Origin of the sequence: Actinomadura miaoliensis, assembly GCF_039536785.1 — a bacterium.
In the GTDB taxonomy this organism is placed as follows: domain Bacteria; phylum Actinomycetota; class Actinomycetes; order Streptosporangiales; family Streptosporangiaceae; genus Spirillospora; species Spirillospora miaoliensis.
The window spans coordinates 241,682-257,912 of sequence record NZ_BAAAZG010000016.1 but is presented as its reverse complement, the minus strand read 5'-3'; the positions used below and the strand labels follow the sequence as shown (position 1 = coordinate 257,912).

The 16,231-nt window shown below is 72.4% G+C and carries 15 protein-coding genes; 10 read left to right on the top strand and 5 right to left on the bottom strand.

Going from position 1 to position 16,231, the window contains the following annotated elements; all coding sequences use genetic code 11:
• The first annotated feature begins 3 nt into the window (after positions 1-3).
• From ABD811_RS13910 to ABD811_RS13880, 7 genes are all read left to right on the top strand, one after another.
• Positions 4-921: a hypothetical protein gene (locus ABD811_RS13910; RefSeq protein ID WP_344946380.1), complete on the top strand. Its 918-nt coding sequence runs from the start codon at positions 4-6 to the stop codon at positions 919-921.
• A 67-nt stretch (positions 922-988) separates the two neighbouring features.
• Complete coding sequence (locus tag ABD811_RS13905; protein ID WP_344946378.1) at positions 989-1,816, top strand: SAM-dependent methyltransferase; 828 nt, start codon at positions 989-991, stop codon at positions 1,814-1,816.
• Between the two features lie 248 nt (positions 1,817-2,064).
• Positions 2,065-2,412, top strand: coding sequence for an SdpI family protein (locus ABD811_RS13900; RefSeq protein ID WP_344946376.1), 348 nt, complete (start codon positions 2,065-2,067; stop codon positions 2,410-2,412).
• Between the two features lie 335 nt (positions 2,413-2,747).
• A complete protein-coding gene (locus tag ABD811_RS13895) occupies positions 2,748-3,995 on the top strand; it encodes an ABC transporter ATP-binding protein (protein WP_344946373.1) in 1,248 nt (415 codons plus the stop codon).
• Positions 3,996-4,000: 5 nt separating this feature from the next.
• The gene (locus ABD811_RS13890) at positions 4,001-5,323 is read left to right on the top strand and encodes an ABC transporter substrate-binding protein (protein ID WP_344946370.1); all 1,323 of its coding nucleotides are present in this window, start codon (positions 4,001-4,003) and stop codon (positions 5,321-5,323) included.
• An 18-nt stretch (positions 5,324-5,341) separates the two neighbouring features.
• The gene (locus ABD811_RS13885) at positions 5,342-6,649 is read left to right on the top strand and encodes an ABC transporter permease (protein ID WP_344946367.1); all 1,308 of its coding nucleotides are present in this window, start codon (positions 5,342-5,344) and stop codon (positions 6,647-6,649) included.
• Positions 6,646-7,614 (top strand): carbohydrate ABC transporter permease, encoded by a 969-nt coding sequence (locus ABD811_RS13880; RefSeq protein ID WP_344946364.1) that lies wholly within the window; start codon positions 6,646-6,648, stop codon positions 7,612-7,614. Before ABD811_RS13885 ends, ABD811_RS13880 begins: the two co-directional genes overlap by 4 nt.
• A gap of 250 nt (positions 7,615-7,864) precedes the next feature.
• Here the strand turns inward: ABD811_RS13880 and ABD811_RS13875 are convergent, their stop codons facing one another.
• Positions 7,865-9,109 carry an ABC transporter ATP-binding protein gene (locus tag ABD811_RS13875; RefSeq protein ID WP_344946361.1) on the bottom strand — a complete coding sequence of 415 codons (1,245 nt, stop codon included), beginning with the start codon at positions 9,107-9,109 and terminating at the stop codon, positions 7,865-7,867.
• Positions 9,110-9,229: 120 nt separating this feature from the next.
• Here ABD811_RS13875 and ABD811_RS13870 point away from each other — a divergent pair, with 120 nt between their 5' ends.
• Complete coding sequence (locus tag ABD811_RS13870; RefSeq protein WP_344946358.1) at positions 9,230-10,285, top strand: LacI family DNA-binding transcriptional regulator; 1,056 nt, start codon at positions 9,230-9,232, stop codon at positions 10,283-10,285.
• Between the two features lie 94 nt (positions 10,286-10,379).
• On the top strand, positions 10,380-10,820 hold the full coding sequence (locus tag ABD811_RS13865) for an Lrp/AsnC family transcriptional regulator (RefSeq protein ID WP_344946355.1): 441 nt from the start codon (positions 10,380-10,382) through the stop codon (positions 10,818-10,820).
• A 114-nt stretch (positions 10,821-10,934) separates the two neighbouring features.
• On the opposite strand, the gene ABD811_RS13860 is transcribed toward ABD811_RS13865, so the two are convergent.
• Positions 10,935-11,843, bottom strand: a complete 909-nt coding sequence (locus ABD811_RS13860; protein ID WP_344946352.1) for a TIGR03619 family F420-dependent LLM class oxidoreductase — start codon at positions 11,841-11,843, stop codon at positions 10,935-10,937.
• A gap of 216 nt (positions 11,844-12,059) precedes the next feature.
• On the opposite strand from ABD811_RS13860, the gene trhA reads away from it, so the two are divergent.
• Positions 12,060-12,731 carry a PAQR family membrane homeostasis protein TrhA gene (gene trhA, locus ABD811_RS13855; protein WP_344946349.1) on the top strand — a complete coding sequence of 224 codons (672 nt, stop codon included), beginning with the start codon at positions 12,060-12,062 and terminating at the stop codon, positions 12,729-12,731.
• A gap of 33 nt (positions 12,732-12,764) precedes the next feature.
• Here trhA and ABD811_RS13850 read toward each other — a convergent pair whose 3' ends face one another.
• The 3 genes from ABD811_RS13850 to ABD811_RS13840 form a co-directional block, all read right to left on the bottom strand.
• A complete protein-coding gene (locus tag ABD811_RS13850) occupies positions 12,765-13,310 on the bottom strand; it encodes an FHA domain-containing protein (RefSeq protein WP_344946346.1) in 546 nt (181 codons plus the stop codon).
• A gap of 722 nt (positions 13,311-14,032) precedes the next feature.
• Positions 14,033-15,127 carry a DUF3616 domain-containing protein gene (locus ABD811_RS13845; protein ID WP_344946343.1) on the bottom strand — a complete coding sequence of 365 codons (1,095 nt, stop codon included), beginning with the start codon at positions 15,125-15,127 and terminating at the stop codon, positions 14,033-14,035.
• Positions 15,128-15,283: 156 nt separating this feature from the next.
• A partial coding sequence (locus ABD811_RS13840) for a cytochrome P450 (RefSeq protein WP_344946340.1) occupies positions 15,284-16,231 on the bottom strand: 948 nt, incomplete at its 5' end.

Below are 16,231 nucleotides of genomic sequence, written 5' to 3'. Positions count from 1 at the left end.
TCCATGCCGCTGCGATACATCGGATCCGGGCCGTACTGTTACGCCAACTCCCTGGCGATGGTGCTTGGCGCTGAGGCGCCCGAGCCGGCCGTGATAGAAATGCTGACCGGCTCCCCGTTCGGCATGCAAATGGCCGACGGCCGCACACCTTTTTTCGACCCGCCGGGCTGGAACCCCGGCATCGGCCTGGACGCGGCCGTCGAGCTCCTCGGCTGGACCTGCGAGCGCGGCGCCGCGGGAACGGCCGCGCGAGCGCGCGACCGGCTGCGTGACACCGGCCCGGCCCGCCCCCTGCTGGCCGGGCCGGTCGAACTCGGGCTGCTGTCGCACCGACCCGCATCGGGCACCGCCATCGGCGCGGACCATTTCGTCGTGGTCATCGGCGCCGACGACGAGACCGTGCTTTTCCACGACCCGCAGGGCCACCCCTACGCGACGATTCCCGTCGACGATTTCCTCGCCGCCTGGCGCGCCGACTCCATCGATTATCCGTGCGAGCCGTTCACCATGCGGACCGATTTCCGCCGCACGGCGCACGTCGACACGGAAACGGCGCTGCGCCGCTCGCTGGACGCGGCGCGGCGCTGGCTCGCCGCCCGCGACGCCGGTTCGCCGGGCGGAGCGGCGGCCGCCGCCGAACGGCTGGCCGAGCTTCTGGAGACCGGACGGCTCGAGCCCTGGCAGCGCGACCATCTGGTGCACTTCGCGGTCCGCGTGGGCGCGCGCAGGCTCGCCGACGCCGCCGTCCTGCTCGCCGGGATCGGACGGGGCGCCGCCGCCCGGATCGCCGAGCGGCAGGCGCGCCTGGTCGGCGCGTTGCAGTATCCGCTCGTCAGCGGCGACGACGCGGCCGCGGCCGGGACGCTGCGAGCGCTCGCCCCCACGTACGCCCACCTCGCCGATGCCCTGACAACGGCCTAGTCTGTGATCACTGAGTTCGTCAGTATTCGTCAGGATTGCCGTAGATATCCCGGCAGGAGGCCGTGCCATGGCAGAGGACATCCCCAGCGCCCCGGACACCGGGTCCGCGCCGCCGAAGATCGACAGCAGCGTCCCGCACTCGGCCCGCATCTGGGACTACTGGCTGGGCGGCAAGGAGAACTACCCGGTCGACCGGGAGGCCGGGGACATGGTGCAGCAGTTGCTGCCCGACATCGCCGCCTCCGCCCGGCACGACCGGGCGTTCCTGGGCCGGTTCGTGCGGTTCGCGGCAGGGGAGGGCATCCGCCAGTTCCTCGACATCGGCACCGGCCTGCCGACCGCCGACAACACCCACGAGGTGGCGCAGCGCGTGGTGCCCGACGCCCGCGTGGTCTACGTCGACAACGACCCGCTGGTGCTGGTGCACGCGCGCGCCCTGCTCACCAACATCAGCGCCGAGGGCGTCACCGACTACATCGACGCCGACATCCGCGACACCGCCGCCCTGCTGGAGACCGCGGGCCGGACGCTGGACTTCTCCCAGCCCATCGCGCTGCTGCTGCTCGGCATCCTCAACCACATCGTGGACGACGACGAGGCGCGCGACATCGTGCACCGCCTGGTGGAGGCACTGCCCTCGGGCAGCTACCTGGCGATCTCGCACACCACCGACGAGGTCGACGGCGAGGCCATGCACGAGGCCACACGCGGGGTGACCGAGAGCGGCGGCACGCCGGTGGTGCCCCGTTCGGCGGCGCAGCTGCGGACGTTCTTCGAGGACGTGGAGCTGCTGGAGCCCGGCGTGGTGTCGTGCTCCAGGTGGCGGCCCGAGGCCACCCCCTGGGGCGAGCCCCCCGAGTTCGCCCACTTCTGCGGCGTCGGCCGCAAGCCGTAGCGGCCACGCCCCTCCCACCTCCCACTTCCTGCGGCCGTGCCGTGACGGCCGTCCGGACGCCCCGAACCTGCGGCCCGACGACCACGACCCAGGTTGGGCGCCACCGCGAAGCCGCATAGGCTGCGTCGCCGCGGCCGCGCGGCGACGCAGCCGACCTGGGGAGCACCGCTTCTCCGCGACGAACGAGCCCGGTGGGCGGTCGCCGCGGTCCCGACGGCCGCGGCCATGTCGGAACGAAGGAGTGGTGAATGAGCGACTCGGTGATGTCGGGGCTGGTGGCGGCGCTGGTGGGCGCACTGGTCGTGTGCGTGGGCGTGCTGGGCTGGCTGGAAAGGCTGCCGCGCAACGGATTCGTCGGCGTCCGCACGAAGGCCAGCATGGAAAGCGATCGCGCCTTCCGGGCCGCCAATCGCGCCGCCGCCCCCTGGATGGTGGGCGCGGGAATCGTCGTCCTGATCGGCGGTGGTGTCGCGGCACCGCTGGCCGATTCCCACACCGACCTCTACGTGCTCGGCGGAGTCGCCGTGATGATCCTGCTCACCCTCGTCGGCGCCGTCCGGGGGCACCGGGCGGCCCGCCGGCTCGGCGATCCATGACCCGCCGCCGGACGGTCCCACGGGGCCGTCCGGCCGCCCCGGCCGGCCGTCGCGCGGTCGAACGGTGGCCGGTCAGGGCCAACGCCTGGAACCTCACCGTGTGATGCGTTACGGCGGACAACATTTGAATTCGACCGCATAACGATCTTTGTCACGACGTGCTTTCCGTGTTGCCCGGGTGGTGCCGATGGCGGTACGACCTTGGGGCACCGTTCCGCCGGGATTACGGGTGCGTGACCGTCAGGTGACGCGCCGGCGGAACGCGTGCTCGGCCGGGTCCGGTCCCCGGCGGCGGGAGGGGCGTCCGCCCAAGGGGCGGTAGAAGAGGAGACGTCGTGGCAGAGGTCGTCCTGGAAGGCGTGGGCAAGGTCTATCCCGACGGCACCCGCGCCGTGCGAGATCTGAACCTCTCCATCGCCGACGGGGAGTTCCTGGTGCTGGTCGGCCCGTCGGGATGCGGCAAGACCACCGCGCTGCGCATGGTGGCCGGGCTGGAGGACATCTCCGAGGGACGCGTCGTCATCGGCGACCGCGTCGTCAACCGGGTCCCCGCCCGCGACCGCGACGTGGCGATGGTGTTCCAGAGCTACGCCCTCTACCCGCACCTGTCGGTGCGCGACAACATCGGCTTCGGGCTGTCCCTGCGCAAGCTGCCCAAGCAGGAGATCCGCGACAAGGTCGACCACGCCGCGCGGATCCTCGGCCTCACCGACCACCTGGACCGCAAGCCCCGCAACCTGTCGGGCGGCCAGCGGCAGCGGGTCGCGATGGGCCGCGCGATCGTCCGCGAGCCGCAGGCGTTCCTGATGGACGAGCCGCTGTCCAACCTGGACGCCAAGCTGCGCGTCCAGATGCGCGCCGAGATCGCCCGCATCCAGCGCGACCTCGGCGTCACCACGATCTACGTCACGCACGACCAGACCGAGGCGATGACGCTCGGCGACCGTGTGGCGGTCATGAAGAAGGGCGAGCTGCAGCAGGTCGCGCCGCCGCAGGAGCTGTACGACCGGCCCGCCAACCTGTTCGTCGCCGGGTTCATCGGTTCCCCGGCCATGAACCTGCTGCAGGCCAGGCTCGAGGGCGACGGGCAGGGCGGCGACGGCGAGCTGCGCCTGGAGGTCGGCGGGCAGACGCTGACGCTGCCGGGCCGGGTGCTGGACGAGCGGCCCGCGCTGCGCTCCTACCTCGGCCGCGACGTCGTCGTCGGGATCCGTCCCGAGGACATGGAGGACGCCGAGCTGGCCGGATCCGGGGCCGGTGAAGGGGGCGGCGGCACGCTGCGCTCCACCGCCGACCTGGTGGAGGCGATGGGCTCGGACGTGCTGGTGCACTTCTCGGTCGAGGCCGCGCAGGTCGTCACCGAGGACACCAAGGAACTGGCCCGCGACGCGGGCACCGACGTGCTGGGCGCCCTGGAGGCCCCGCGCACCGACCTCGTGGCGCGGTTCAGCCCCCGCACCCGTGTCAAGGTCGGCGACCCCGTGGTCGTCCACGTCGACACGGGGCGGCTGCACTTCTTCGACATCGACACCGGCGCGGCGCTGTGGGGTGCGCAGGCCGCGTCCGGCGACCAGGAGGGATGACAGGGATGAGGGTCAGCAGGCGTGTGACGGGCGCCGTCCTGGCGGCGGGGCTGCTGGTCGCGGCCGCCGGCTGCGGCGGCGACGACGGCGGCGACGGCGAGGAGACCCCCGCCGGCGGCGGCGCGCTCAAGGGCGTCAAGATCGAGGTGGCGGCCAAGTGGACCGGGCAGGAGGAGAAGAACTTCCGCGAGGTGCTCAAGGCGTTCGAGAAGCAGACCGGCGCCACGGTCTCCTACGCCTCCACCGGTGAGAACACCGACGCCTACCTCGGGCCGCGGATCCAGGCCAAGAACCCGCCGGACGTGGCGATCCTGCCGCAGCCCGGCCTGCTCAAGCAGTACGCGGCCGACGGCGCGCTCAAGCCGCTGACGCAGGACGCGGTCGCGCAGGTCGACCAGAACTTCTCCCCGTACTGGAAGAACCTGGCCTCCGCCGACGGCAAGACCTACGGCGTGCTGGTCAAGGCCGCCTACAAGTCGATCATGTGGTACCGGCCGCAGGTGTTCTCCGACGCGGGCGTGCAGCCCCCGGCGACCTGGGCCGACCTGGTGAAGGCCGCCGGCACCCTGCAGGACGCGGGCACCACCCCGCTGGCGCTGGCCGCCGGTCCGCAGGACTCCTGGACGCTGACCGACTGGTTCGAGAACGTCTACCTGTCGCAGGCCGGCCCGGAGATGTACGACAAGCTGGCCGAGCACAAGATCAAGTGGACCGATCCGTCCGTCGGCAAGGCCCTGCAGACGCTCGCCGAGATCTGGGGCAAGCCCGATCTGATCTCCGGCGGCGTCGCGCAGGCCACCAAGACCAAGTTCGACGAGTCGGTCACCCAGGTGTTCGGCCAGGAGAAGGCCGCCATGGTCTACGGCGGCGACTTCGCCGCGGCCAACATCGCCACCACCAAGTCCAAGGTCGGCACCGACGCGAAGGTGTTCGCCTTCCCCAAGGCCGGTGACACCGCCCCGGCCATGCTCGGCGGCGACATCGCGGTGGCGCTCAAGGACTCCAAGGGCGCGATGGAGCTGATGAAGTTCCTGGCCTCGCCCGACTCCGGCCGCACCTGGGCCAAGCTCGGCGGCTACCTGTCGCCGAACAAGAACGTCGCGCCCGACGCCTACTCCGACCCGGTCGCCAAGCAGCTCATCCAGCAGCTGCAGCAGGCCGGGGACGCCGCCCGCTACGACCTGTCGGACCTGACGCCCGCCGCGTTCGGCGCCACCCCCGGCGAGGGCATGTGGGAGGCGCTGCGCACGTTCGTGCAGAAGCCGTCCGACGTCAAGGGCACCCAGGAACGGCTGGAGTCCGAGGCCGCCAAGGCGTACAAGGGCTGAGGGCTGGGACGTTCGTCGATGAGGCAACCCCGAGGGCGGGGCGAGGGCATCGCCCCGCCGTCCTGGCTGGCGCTGGTGTTCCTGCTGCCGGCGTTGCTGCTGCTCGGCTTCCTGGTGGTGTACCCGATCGTCTACTCGGTCGTGCGCAGCTTCTTCGACGCCTCCGGCGACTTCGCCGGGCTGGACAACTACGTCGGAGTGTTCCAGGGGCACGACAACCTGGTCGCCGTCCGCAACACCGCGATCTGGGTCGTGGTGGCGCCGACGCTGGTGACGATCGTCGGCCTGCTGTTCGCCGTGCTCACCGAGCGGGTCCGCTGGGCCACCGTGTTCAAGATGGTGGTGTTCATGCCGATGGCGATCTCGTTCCTCGCCTCCGGCGTGATCTTCCGGCTGGTGTACGAGCAGGACCCCGACAAGGGCGTGGCCAACGCCGCGATGGTCGCCCTGCACGACGCCTTCCGCGACCAGGTCACCTATCCGGGCGCCGCGCCCCGCACCACGAACGGCTCGCCCGTGCGGGCCGAGGGCGGGGCCGTGGTGAGCGCGCAGCCGGTCGCCGCCGGGCAGAGCGCGCTTGTGCCGCTGCTGCGCGTCAAGGCCGAGGACCTGCCGAAGGACGTGCGGCCCGCCGCGCGCCCGCCCGCCGCCCGTGCCGGTGAGCTCACCGGCACGGTCTGGTTCGACTTCACCCGCGGAGGCGGCGGCACGCCCGGCGCACCCGACTCCGGCGAGTCCGGCCTGCCCGGCGTCACGGTGGAGGCGGTCCGGGACGGCAAGGTCGTCGGCAAGGCCACCACCGGCGCCGACGGCACGTTCACGATCAAGGACCTGCCGTCCGGGACGTTCACGGTGCGGGTGCCCAAGGACACCTTCACCGCGTCCTACCGCGGCGCCGAGTGGCTGGGCAGCACGCTGATCACACCCGCGATCATCGGGTCGTACCTGTGGGTGTGGGCCGGCTTCGCGATGGTGCTGATCGCCGCCGGGCTGGCCGCCATCCCGCGCGACGCGCTGGAGGCGGCGCGGGTGGACGGCGCCACCGAATGGCAGGTGTTCCGCCGCGTGACGATCCCGCTGCTGGCGCCCGTGCTGGTGGTCGTGCTGGTCACGCTGGTGATCAACGTGCTGAAGGTGTTCGACCTGGTCTTCATCATCGGCGGCGGCGATCCCAACGCCAGCGTGCTGGCGTTGCGGATGTGGACCGAGTCCTTCGGCGGCGGCAACGACCAGGGGGCGGGCAGCGCCATCGCGGTGCTGCTGTTCCTGCTGGTCATGCCCGCCATGCTGTTCAACATCCGGCGGCTACGGCAGGAGCGCAGATGAGCACGGCGAGCCCAGCGGAGCGGCCCGGGCCGGGCACGGTCACCGCCGGCGGCGCGGCGGGCGTCCCGGCCGGAGGAGGCGGCGCGGCGGGCGCGCCGCGCCGGAGTGTGGCGTCCCGGCTGGTGTCCCGGGTCGGCGGGGGAGCGGTGCAGGCCGTGCTGGCCGTGGTGGCGCTGTTCTGGCTGGTGCCGACGTTCGGGCTGCTGGTGGCGTCGCTGCGGTCCAACGAGGACAACACCGCCGGCGGCTGGTGGCAGGTGTTCACCGAGCCGTCCCAGCTGACCGTCGAGTCGTACTCGGCGCTGCTCGACAAGCCCGACTTCGTCGACTCGTTCTGGAACACGGTGCTGATCACGGTGCCCGCCACGCTGCTGGTGGTGGTCATCGCGGCGCTGGCCGCCTACGCCTTCGCCTGGCTGGAGTTCCCCGGCCGCGACTGGCTGTTCCTGCTGGTGGTGGCGTTGCTGGTGGTGCCGATCCAGGTGGCGCTGATCCCGGTGGCCAAGTTGTACGGCAAGATCGAGTTCGGCGGGTTCCACATGTTCGGCTCGATCACCGGCGTGGTGCTGTTCCACGTGGCGTTCGGCCTGCCGTTCGCGATCTTCCTGCTGCGCAACTTCTTCGCCGCGATCCCGCGCGACCTGCTGGAGGCGGCGCGGATGGACGGCGGGACGGAGTGGACGATCTTCCGGCGGGTGGTGTTCCCGCTGGGCGGCCCCGCCATCGCGTCCCTGGGCATCTTCCAATTCCTGTGGGTGTGGAACGACCTGCTGGTCGCGCTGGTGTTCGCCGACACCGACTCGCAGCCCATGACCAAGTGGCTGCAGTCGCAGATGCGGCAGTTCACCGGCAACATCGACATCCTGGCGCCGGGCGCGTTCCTGTCGCTGATCATCCCGCTGGCCGTCTTCTTCGCCTTCCAGCGCTACTTCGTGCAGGGCGTCCTCGCGGGCTCGGTCAAGTGACGCGCGCGGCCCGGACGGGTCCGGTGAGGGGCCCGGGAGGATGAACGGGAGACGGCCGGCAGGCGTCCGGCCGACGGCCTGACGATTACGGAGAGTCACACAACCCACAGTCTGTGGAAAACCTGTGGACGAAGCCCGGGACGCCCCGGGAACCATGGGGGAAGGCCCCTGGGACGCGGAGTCCCGGGGGCCTTGCCGTGAGTCTTGCCGTGAGCTGCGCCGGGGCCGCCGGCGCGGCTCAGGCGGGCAGCTACTTCTCCGCCGGCACGTCGTCGGCGGCCGCGCCGGAGGCGTCCGGGTGGCCGATCGCCAGGCCGCTGGCCGGGTCGAAGAAGTGCAGGCGGCGGGTGTCGACGGCCAGCTCGACCGCCTGGCCGGGGCGCACGTGCGAGCGGGCGTTGACGCGGGCGGTCCACAGTGCCTTGTTGTCGGTGAGCGGGATGGCGCCGTCGCCGTCGCCCTCGGCGGCGTCCTCGGCCAGGTCGGCGGTGTCCTTGTGCTCCACCGGCGGCGCGTCGATCGTGAAGATCACGTTGATCTCGCTGCCCAGCTCCTCGGTGACGGTGCTGGTCACGCTGAGCGGCGCCCAGTCGGGCTTGGCGTGCGCGGCGTCCTCGAAGTCCGACGGCCGGACGCCCAGGATCACCTTCTTGCCGAGGTAGCCGTCCAGTCCGGGCTTGCCGGTCAGCACCTCGTCGGGCACCGGCAGGGTGTACCCGGCGAACGCCACCTGCGCGCCGCCGTCGCCGCGCGACAGCTCGGCGGACACGAAGTTCATGGCGGGCGAGCCGATGAACCCGGCGACGAACAGGTTGACCGGGCTGTCGAACAGCCGCTGCGGCGTGTCGACCTGCTGCAGCTTGCCCTCCCGCAGCACGCACACCCGGTCGCCGAGCGTCATGGCCTCGATCTGGTCGTGGGTGACGTACACGGTGGTGACGCCGAGCCGCTCGTGCAGCTGGCTCAGCGACGCGCGCATCGACACGCGCAGCTTGGCGTCCAGGTTGGACAGCGGCTCGTCCATCAGGAACGCCTGCGGCTCGCGGACGATGGCGCGGCCCATCGCGACGCGCTGCCGCTGACCGCCGGACAGCGCCGCGGGCTTGCGCGACAGGTACTGCTCGAGGCCGAGCATCTTGGCGGCCTCCTGCACCTTCTGCCGCCGCTCCTCCTTGCTCACGCCGCGCAGCTTCAGGCCGAACTCCAGGTTCTGCGCGACGGTCATGTGCGGGTACAGCGCGTAGTTCTGGAACACCATCGCGATGTCGCGGTCCTTGGGCGCCAGGTCGTTGACCACCTGGTCGCCGATGGAGATCTTGCCCCCGCTGATCTCCTCCAGCCCGGCGATCATCCGCAGCGCGGTGGACTTGCCGCAGCCCGACGGGCCGACCAGCACCATGAACTCGCCGTCGCGGATCTCCAGGTTCAGCCCGTCCACGGCCTTGACGCCGCCGGCGTACACCTTGTCGACCCGTTCCAGCACGATCTTGGCCATCTCATCCCTCCGATGGAAACGTTTCCAGCCCACGCTGGCGATAAGGGCTTATTTCTATGGGGAGGATTAAAACTCATGGAAACGTTTCCAAGGCAAGGGTCGTCGTGGAAAAATCGGACGGTGACCACCGAGCGCGGATCAGCGACCATCAAGGACGTGGCGGCCGCGGCCGGCGTCGGCATCGCCACCGTCTCGCGGGTGTTCTCCGGCACCGGGGCGGTCAGCGACCGCACCCGCGAACGGGTGCTGGCCGCCGCCCGCGAGCTGGACTACCGGCCGAGCGCCCTCGGGCGCGGGCTGCGGCTGCGGCGCAGCGGCGGCATCGGGCTGGTGGTGCCCGACGTCACCGACCCGTTCTGCGCCGGGCTGGTCGACGGCGTGCTGGCCTGCGCCCGCTCCCTCGGCGAGCACCTGGTGCTGGACGCCGCGCACGGCGACCCCGCCCGCGAGGCCGAGATCGTCGACCGGCTGGTCGAGCAGCGGCTGGACGGCGTCATCGCCCTGCCCGCCGCGACCGGGTCCGGTGAGGGCTGGCGGGCCGCGGTGCGCTCGGGCGCCCGCGTGGTGTTCGCCGACCGGGCGCTGCCCGGCCTGCACGAGATCCCCGCCGTCCTGGCCGACGACCGTTCCGGCGTGCGGGCGCTGGTGGAGTACCTGGTGGGGCTCGGGCACCGGCGCATCGCCTTCCTCGGCGCGGCCGCGCCCGGCGCCGCCGCCGGCGTACGCGAGCGCGCGTTCCGCGACACCCTGGCCGAACTGGGCGTCACCCCCGACGAGGGGCTGATCGTGTCCGCGCGGCCCGCCCGCGACTCCGCCTACGCCGCCGCGGCCGGGCTGCTGCAGCGGCGCACCGACGTCACCGCCGTGCTGGCCGCCGGGCACCTGCTCGGCGAGGCGGCGGTGCTGGTGGCCCGCGAGCTGGACCTGCGCGTCCCCGCCGACGTGTCGATCGCGATGGTGGACGACGTGCCGTGGGCGGAGCTGTGCGATCCGCCGCTGACCGTGGTGGCGCGTCCGGCCTACGACATGGGCTACCGCGCGTGCGAGATGCTGCTGCGCGACCGTCCCCGGCGCGCGGCGGGCCCCGTCCTGCTGCCGACCGAACTGGTGATCCGGGGCAGCTGCGGCCCGCCCCGCTCCCCGCGGACCGCCTCGTCCCGCGCGACGGGGCGCTGAACCGCCCTGCCGCAAGGGGTTCCGGGCAGATTCCGGTGCGGTCCGCTCGCCGGAGATTCTGCGGCGTGTCGCGCCGACACGCTAGATTTTCGGGGTGGAGGAGATCGATCGTCAGATCATGGGGTTGCTGGCCGACGACGGCCGGATGAGCTTCACCGACCTGGCCAAGGAGACCGGCCTGTCGGTGTCGGCGGTGCACCAGCGGGTGCGCCGGCTGCAGAAGCGCGGTGTGATCAAAGGCTTCACCGCGGTGCTCGACCACGAGCGGATCGGGCTGCCGATGACCGCGTTCGTGTCGATCAAACCGATCGACCCGTCGGCACCCGACGACGCGCCCGAACGGCTGACCCACCTGTCGGCCATCGAGGCGTGTCACTCGGTCGCGGGCGACGAGAGCTACATCCTCAAGGTCCGCGTCGGATCGCCGAACGAGCTGGAGGAACTGCTCCAGAAGATCCGTGCCGCGGCCAACGTGGCCACCCGCACCACGGTCGTCCTCAGCACCCCCTGGGAGGGCCGCCGTCCGCAGCTGTGACGGCACCCGGCCCTCGTCTTTCGCGGCCGCCGGTGTTCCCCCCGGAAACGACCGGCGGCCGCCCAGTCCACGCCCAGTCCACGCCCGGCCCGGCCGATCCGGGCGGGGTCGCGCTCAGTCCCGGGGGGCGAACGCCTCCAGCGCGTCCCGGGCGACGGACATCGACCGCGCGGGATCGGCGTCCGGGCCGGTCAGGGCCTGGTCGAAGTTCAGGTCCACGAACAGCTCGGTGACGCCCCGCGCGGCCAGCTCGGCGATGTCGGCGCGGACCTCCTCCGGCGAACCGGTCAGCGGACGGCGGTCCGGCAGGCCCGGCTCGCGCAGCCGGACGGCGCCCCGGCACACCATGCGCAGCGCGTCCGGATCACGCCCGGCCTTCTCGGCGGCCTCGCGCACGACCGCGATGGACCGTCCGATGGCGGTCAGGTCGGCGCGGCTGGAGCTGACCCACCCCGCGGCCAGCCGTCCGGCGCGGCGCAGCGCGGGCTCGGACGTCCCGCCGAGCAGCACCGGCGGTTCGGGACTCTGCACCGGCTTGGGCTCCATCCGCACGGGCGGGAACCGGTAGAACTCGCCGTCGAACCGGCTGACCTCGTCACCCCACAGCGTGCGCAGCGCGGCCAGGAACTCCTCGGCGCGCGCCCCGCGCCGTTCCATGGGCGCGCCCACGGCGGCGAACTCCTCGGGCATCCACCCCAGGCCCAGCCCCAGGTCGAGCCGTCCGCCCGACAGGTGGTCGAGCGTGACGGCCTGCTTGGCGAGCAGGGCGGGGGAGAAGTACGGCATGTTGACCACGGCCACGCCCAGGCGGACGCGGCTGGTCTGCCCCGCCAGGTACGCCAGCGTCAGCAGCGGGTCGGGCACGTTGCGGTAGGTGAGGTCGGTGGCATCCGCCGGATTCAGCAGCCGCTGCAGCGTCCAGACCGAGTGGTAGCCGAGCTCCTCGGCCCGTCGGGCGACCTCGACCTGGTTGTGCGGCGTCGCCCATCCTCCCGACACCGGCACCGCGAACCCGATCCGCACGGTGTGCTCCCTCCCGCTCGCTTCTCGTCCCTCGTGCCCCGGACAAGGCGACCCTATCGGGCCCCGGACCGCACCTTACTTTGTCAAGGCACGGGGCTTTGTGCACCGCGTAACCATCCCGTGAAAACGTGCCGGGAATCACCATGGCATTCCTACGATCAAGGGACCCGGGACCGGGCTACGCTGAGCCCCGGAGCGGCAAAAGGGAGGTGCGCGGTGAGGCAGGCGGCGGCGGACCTCGCGCAGGCGGTCAAGCCGAAACTGCGCGGCTGGCTGCACGCGGGGACGTTCCCTCTGGCGTTGGTGGCGGGGCTGGTGCTGGTCGCGCTCGGCCCCACCCTGGGCGCGCGGCTGTGCGCGGCGGTCTACGCGCTGACCTCGGCGCTGCTGTTCGGGGTGTCCGCGGCGTACCACCGCGGCCGCTGGTCCGAGCGCGTCGGCGACTGGCTGCGCCGCTTCGACCACGCCAACATCTACCTCATCATCGCCGGCACCTACACGCCGTTCGCCTACCTGATCCTGGAGGGCGCGGTACGGGCGATCGTGCTGTCGGTGGTGTGGGCGGGCGCCACCGCCGGGGTCCTGTTCCGGGTGCTGTGGATCCGCGCTCCGCGCTGGCTCTACACCGCCCTCTACATCGGCCTGGGGTGGGTGGCGGCCTTCTTCGTCCCGCAGTTCCTGGACGGCACGGGCGTCATCGTCGCGATACTCGTGGCCCTGGGCGGCGTCCTCTACAGCATCGGCGGCCTCGTCTACGGCCTGCGCCGCCCCGACCCCTCCCCGCGCTGGTTCGGCTTCCACGAGGTCTTCCACGCACTCACCGTGGCCGCCTACGTCCTGCAGTACATAGCCGTCTCGTTCGTCGTCTACCGCGCCGGCACGGTCTGACGCCCGGCCGAGGACGGCCTTTCAGCCGCCCGTCTAGCCGAACGGGGCGGTCGCGATGAAGCTGGCGTTGCCGAAGCCGATCTCGTCGCCGGGGCGCAGCCGCGCGGGACCGGTCAGCCGCCAGCCGTTGACCCGGGTACCGTTCATCGAGCCCAGGTCGGAGATCATCCAGCCGTCGTCGGCGCGGTAGATCTCGGCGTGGAACCGGGAGACGGTCAGGTCGGTGAGGATGAACTGGCATCCCGGGGCGCGGCCGACGAGCACGCGGGTGAGCCCGTTGCCCGGCAGGACGAACCGGGGCAGCCGGGGCGTCCGCCAGGCCGCCTCGATCCGGGCGGTCACCTGCGACACATGGGACACCAGCCCGGTCAGCCGGTCCACCACCCGGTTGCCGGTGGGCAGATCGTGCACGATGTCGGCCAGTTCCGCCTGGCTGCGGGCCCGAAGCACCTGGTCGACGCGGCGCTCGAAGGTCTCCTGGGACATCCGGCCCTCGGCCACGCGATCGCTGAGCACACGCAGGACCCGGTCGCGCTCCATATCGGACGCTCTCACCGGATATGAGGGCTGACCGTCCATAGCTGTGAGTATCCAGATCCCGTCGTCGCCTGTCCAGAAAAGCCCGCAAGCGAGGGAAGAAAGATCACTTTCGCCCCTCCCTGGCCTGTAGGACGACGTCTCCGGGGCTCAGGTTCGCCCCTTCCTGGGGCCGTTGCGGCTGAGGTGCGTGCCGCGTCCGGGCACCGCCCGGCGATGCGCGGCCGACCGGACGGGCGGGCGACGGGGCGACGGGCGCGGAGGGCGTCGTCCTGCCGGGCGGCACGGCGGCGAACCCCGGCCGGCCCGGGGCGCGTGCCGGGGCGGCCGTGCCGGATGCCGGGGGAGGGCTCGGTATCCGGCACGGCCTGCGGCGGCCACATCATCGCGGGGTGATCAAAGGCGTCGGTGGCTCCGACGCGGTCGATCGCCCCCGCGGAGCAGGTTCCAGTCGAAAGTCAGACCGGCCGGCCCGTCGTGAGCGCCGCGAGGCCGCCCGCCTGGATGAGGGGCGGCGGCTGGGCAGCCGGCTGAAAAACTAGCAGCGCGCAACGCCCGGAATCAGCTACGCGAAGTAACAGCGCACATCGCCAAGGTGACAATGGTTCGACCCCCTGGACAGGTCATCCGTGACTCTCCGGAGGTGGTGGAGTTCCGTGACTCAGCGCATGGGTGATTCCACCGACGGATGGGCGAAATAAGGGTGGGCGCGTGCCCGGTCAAGGGGGCTCGCGGAATACGGGTTCTCCCGGAGGCCGGCGGGGTCAGTGCTTGAAGGCGACCACGTCGGCCAGAACGCCGCCGCGCTCGGTCAGGCGCCCCGGCGACGGGCTGTCGTAGACGACGAGCAGCCGCAGCGTGGACGCGTCGGAATCGTCCAGGACGGCGATGCCCTCGGCGTGGTCGTCGCCCTGCCCGTACGGCAGTTCGCCCAGCACTTCCAGGTCGGACGCGGGGACCACGCCGGGGGAGTCGGCCGTGGCCGCGCCGGGCCAGCGCACCACGCGCACCGGGCCGTCCAGGTCCATGCTCGGCCCGGTGAGCAGGAGCAGGTCGTCGCCGTGCGGGCACATGTCGCGCACCCCGAGCCCGTCCAGGTCGAGGAAGTGGGTGCGGTACGGCTCGTCGCCGTCGATCGGGCGCGGACGCAGCCGGTGCGGGTCGTCGGGGTGGGTCTCGGGACGGATCTCGACGACCACGGCCCAGCCGCGCAGCACCGGGCCGCGCAGCCCCACGTACAGGCGGTCGCGGTGGGCGGCGATGCCCTCGATGTCGACGCCGTTGTCCTTGCCCGGAAGGTGCAGGAACGGCGCCAGGTGCGGGTCGCCGGCCAGCAGGTCGGTGAGGGAGTCGCCGTGTCCGCCGAGGACGGCGGCGGTGCGCTCGCCGTCGCGCCGGGCGACCTCGGGCAGCCCGTCGGCGCCGGCGACCAGGGGGATGCGGGCCAGGATGAAGCGGTTGTCCTCGCGGACGACGGTGGCCAGCCGCCTGCGGGCCTTGGCGGCGGGCTGCCCGTCCTTGATCTTCTTGCGCTTGAGGCTGTGCGAGCCGATCGCCCACAGCCATCCGCCGGCGCGGGCCAGGCCCTCGATGTCGGCTTCCTCGTCGCGGCCCGCGGGCAGCGGGACCAGGTCGGCCAGGGGCACGGTGCGCTGGTCGCCGTAGCCGGTCACCCGCCCGTCGCCGGACACCGTCGCCGTCAGCCGCTCGACGGTGGCGGTCTCGTCCCCGGCCACCCACAGGCAGCGGCCGTCCTGGCGGACGGCGGACAGGTTGGTGTGCGTCTCGGCCTCCCGGCTCTCCCGCCCGAAGACCAGCTCGACCTGGCGTTCCACGACCATGCGCAGATGCTCCCACATTTACGTTGTGATGCTTTCGCCCGGGACATCCCGCACGACCTCTCTCCGGCGCCGCCGCGCCGCCTCCGGTTTCGCCGTCCGATGCCGGCGTCGCGCCGCGCACTCGTTCGACCGCCGGTCCGCGGCTTAGAAATCTACAACGTAAAGGCGCTCGGCTCAGACGTCCCACAGGACATGCAGGTGCGGAGGTTTGCGAAACACCAGGCCCTGCGGCGACGTGGAACGGGCCGGGTCGAGACGCAGGCCGGGGAGGCGGTCGAGCAGGGCGGTGAGCGCCGTGCGGGCCTCCAGGCGGGCGAGCGTGGCGCCGAAGCAGAAGTGCGGGCCGTGCGCGAACGCCAGGTGGTCGGAGACGTTGGCGCGCCGTACGTCGAACCGGTCGGGGTCGGTGAAAACGGACGGGTCGCGGTTGGCGCCCGCGATCGACACCCGGACCAGGTCGCCCTGACGCACGTCGGCCCCGGCCAGGCGGACGTCGCGGGTGGCGTAGCGGTCGACGACCGACGCGGAGGGCTCCAGCCGCAGCGACTCCTCGATCGCCGCCTCCAGCAGTCCGGGGTCGTCGCGGACGAGGGCGAGCCCGCCGGGATCGCCGAGCAGGTGCCGGACGGCGTTGACGATCATGCCTTCGGTGGTGTCGATGCCGCCGAACATCAGCACGGCCGCGTTGGCGACGACCTCGGCGGTGGTCAGGCCCGCCTCGTGCCGCGCCGCCTCGGCCAGCAGGGAGCCGTTCGCGGCGAGCGCGTCCTCCACGGCGGCGCGGAGCCGGTCGCGGGCGTCGCGGGCGCGGCCGGGCGGCTCCTGCCCGGCGGTGATGGCCGACACGGCGTCGACGAACGCGCCGTACCAGGAACGGACGGTCGCCGCGTCCACGCCGTCCAGGCCCAGCGCCTCGGCGACGACCGCGACGGCGAGCGGGCCCGCCAGGTCGCCGCGCAGTTCGGCCCGTCCCGCCGGAGCCATCCCGTCCACCAGACGGGCGGTCTCGGCCTCGACGAACGCGGTGAAGCGGGCGCGGGTGCGCGCGGGCCGGAACGGGCGGGCGAACGGGTCGCGGTGGCGGGTGTGGGCGGCGCCGTCCAGTGACAGCATGCTGGGCCC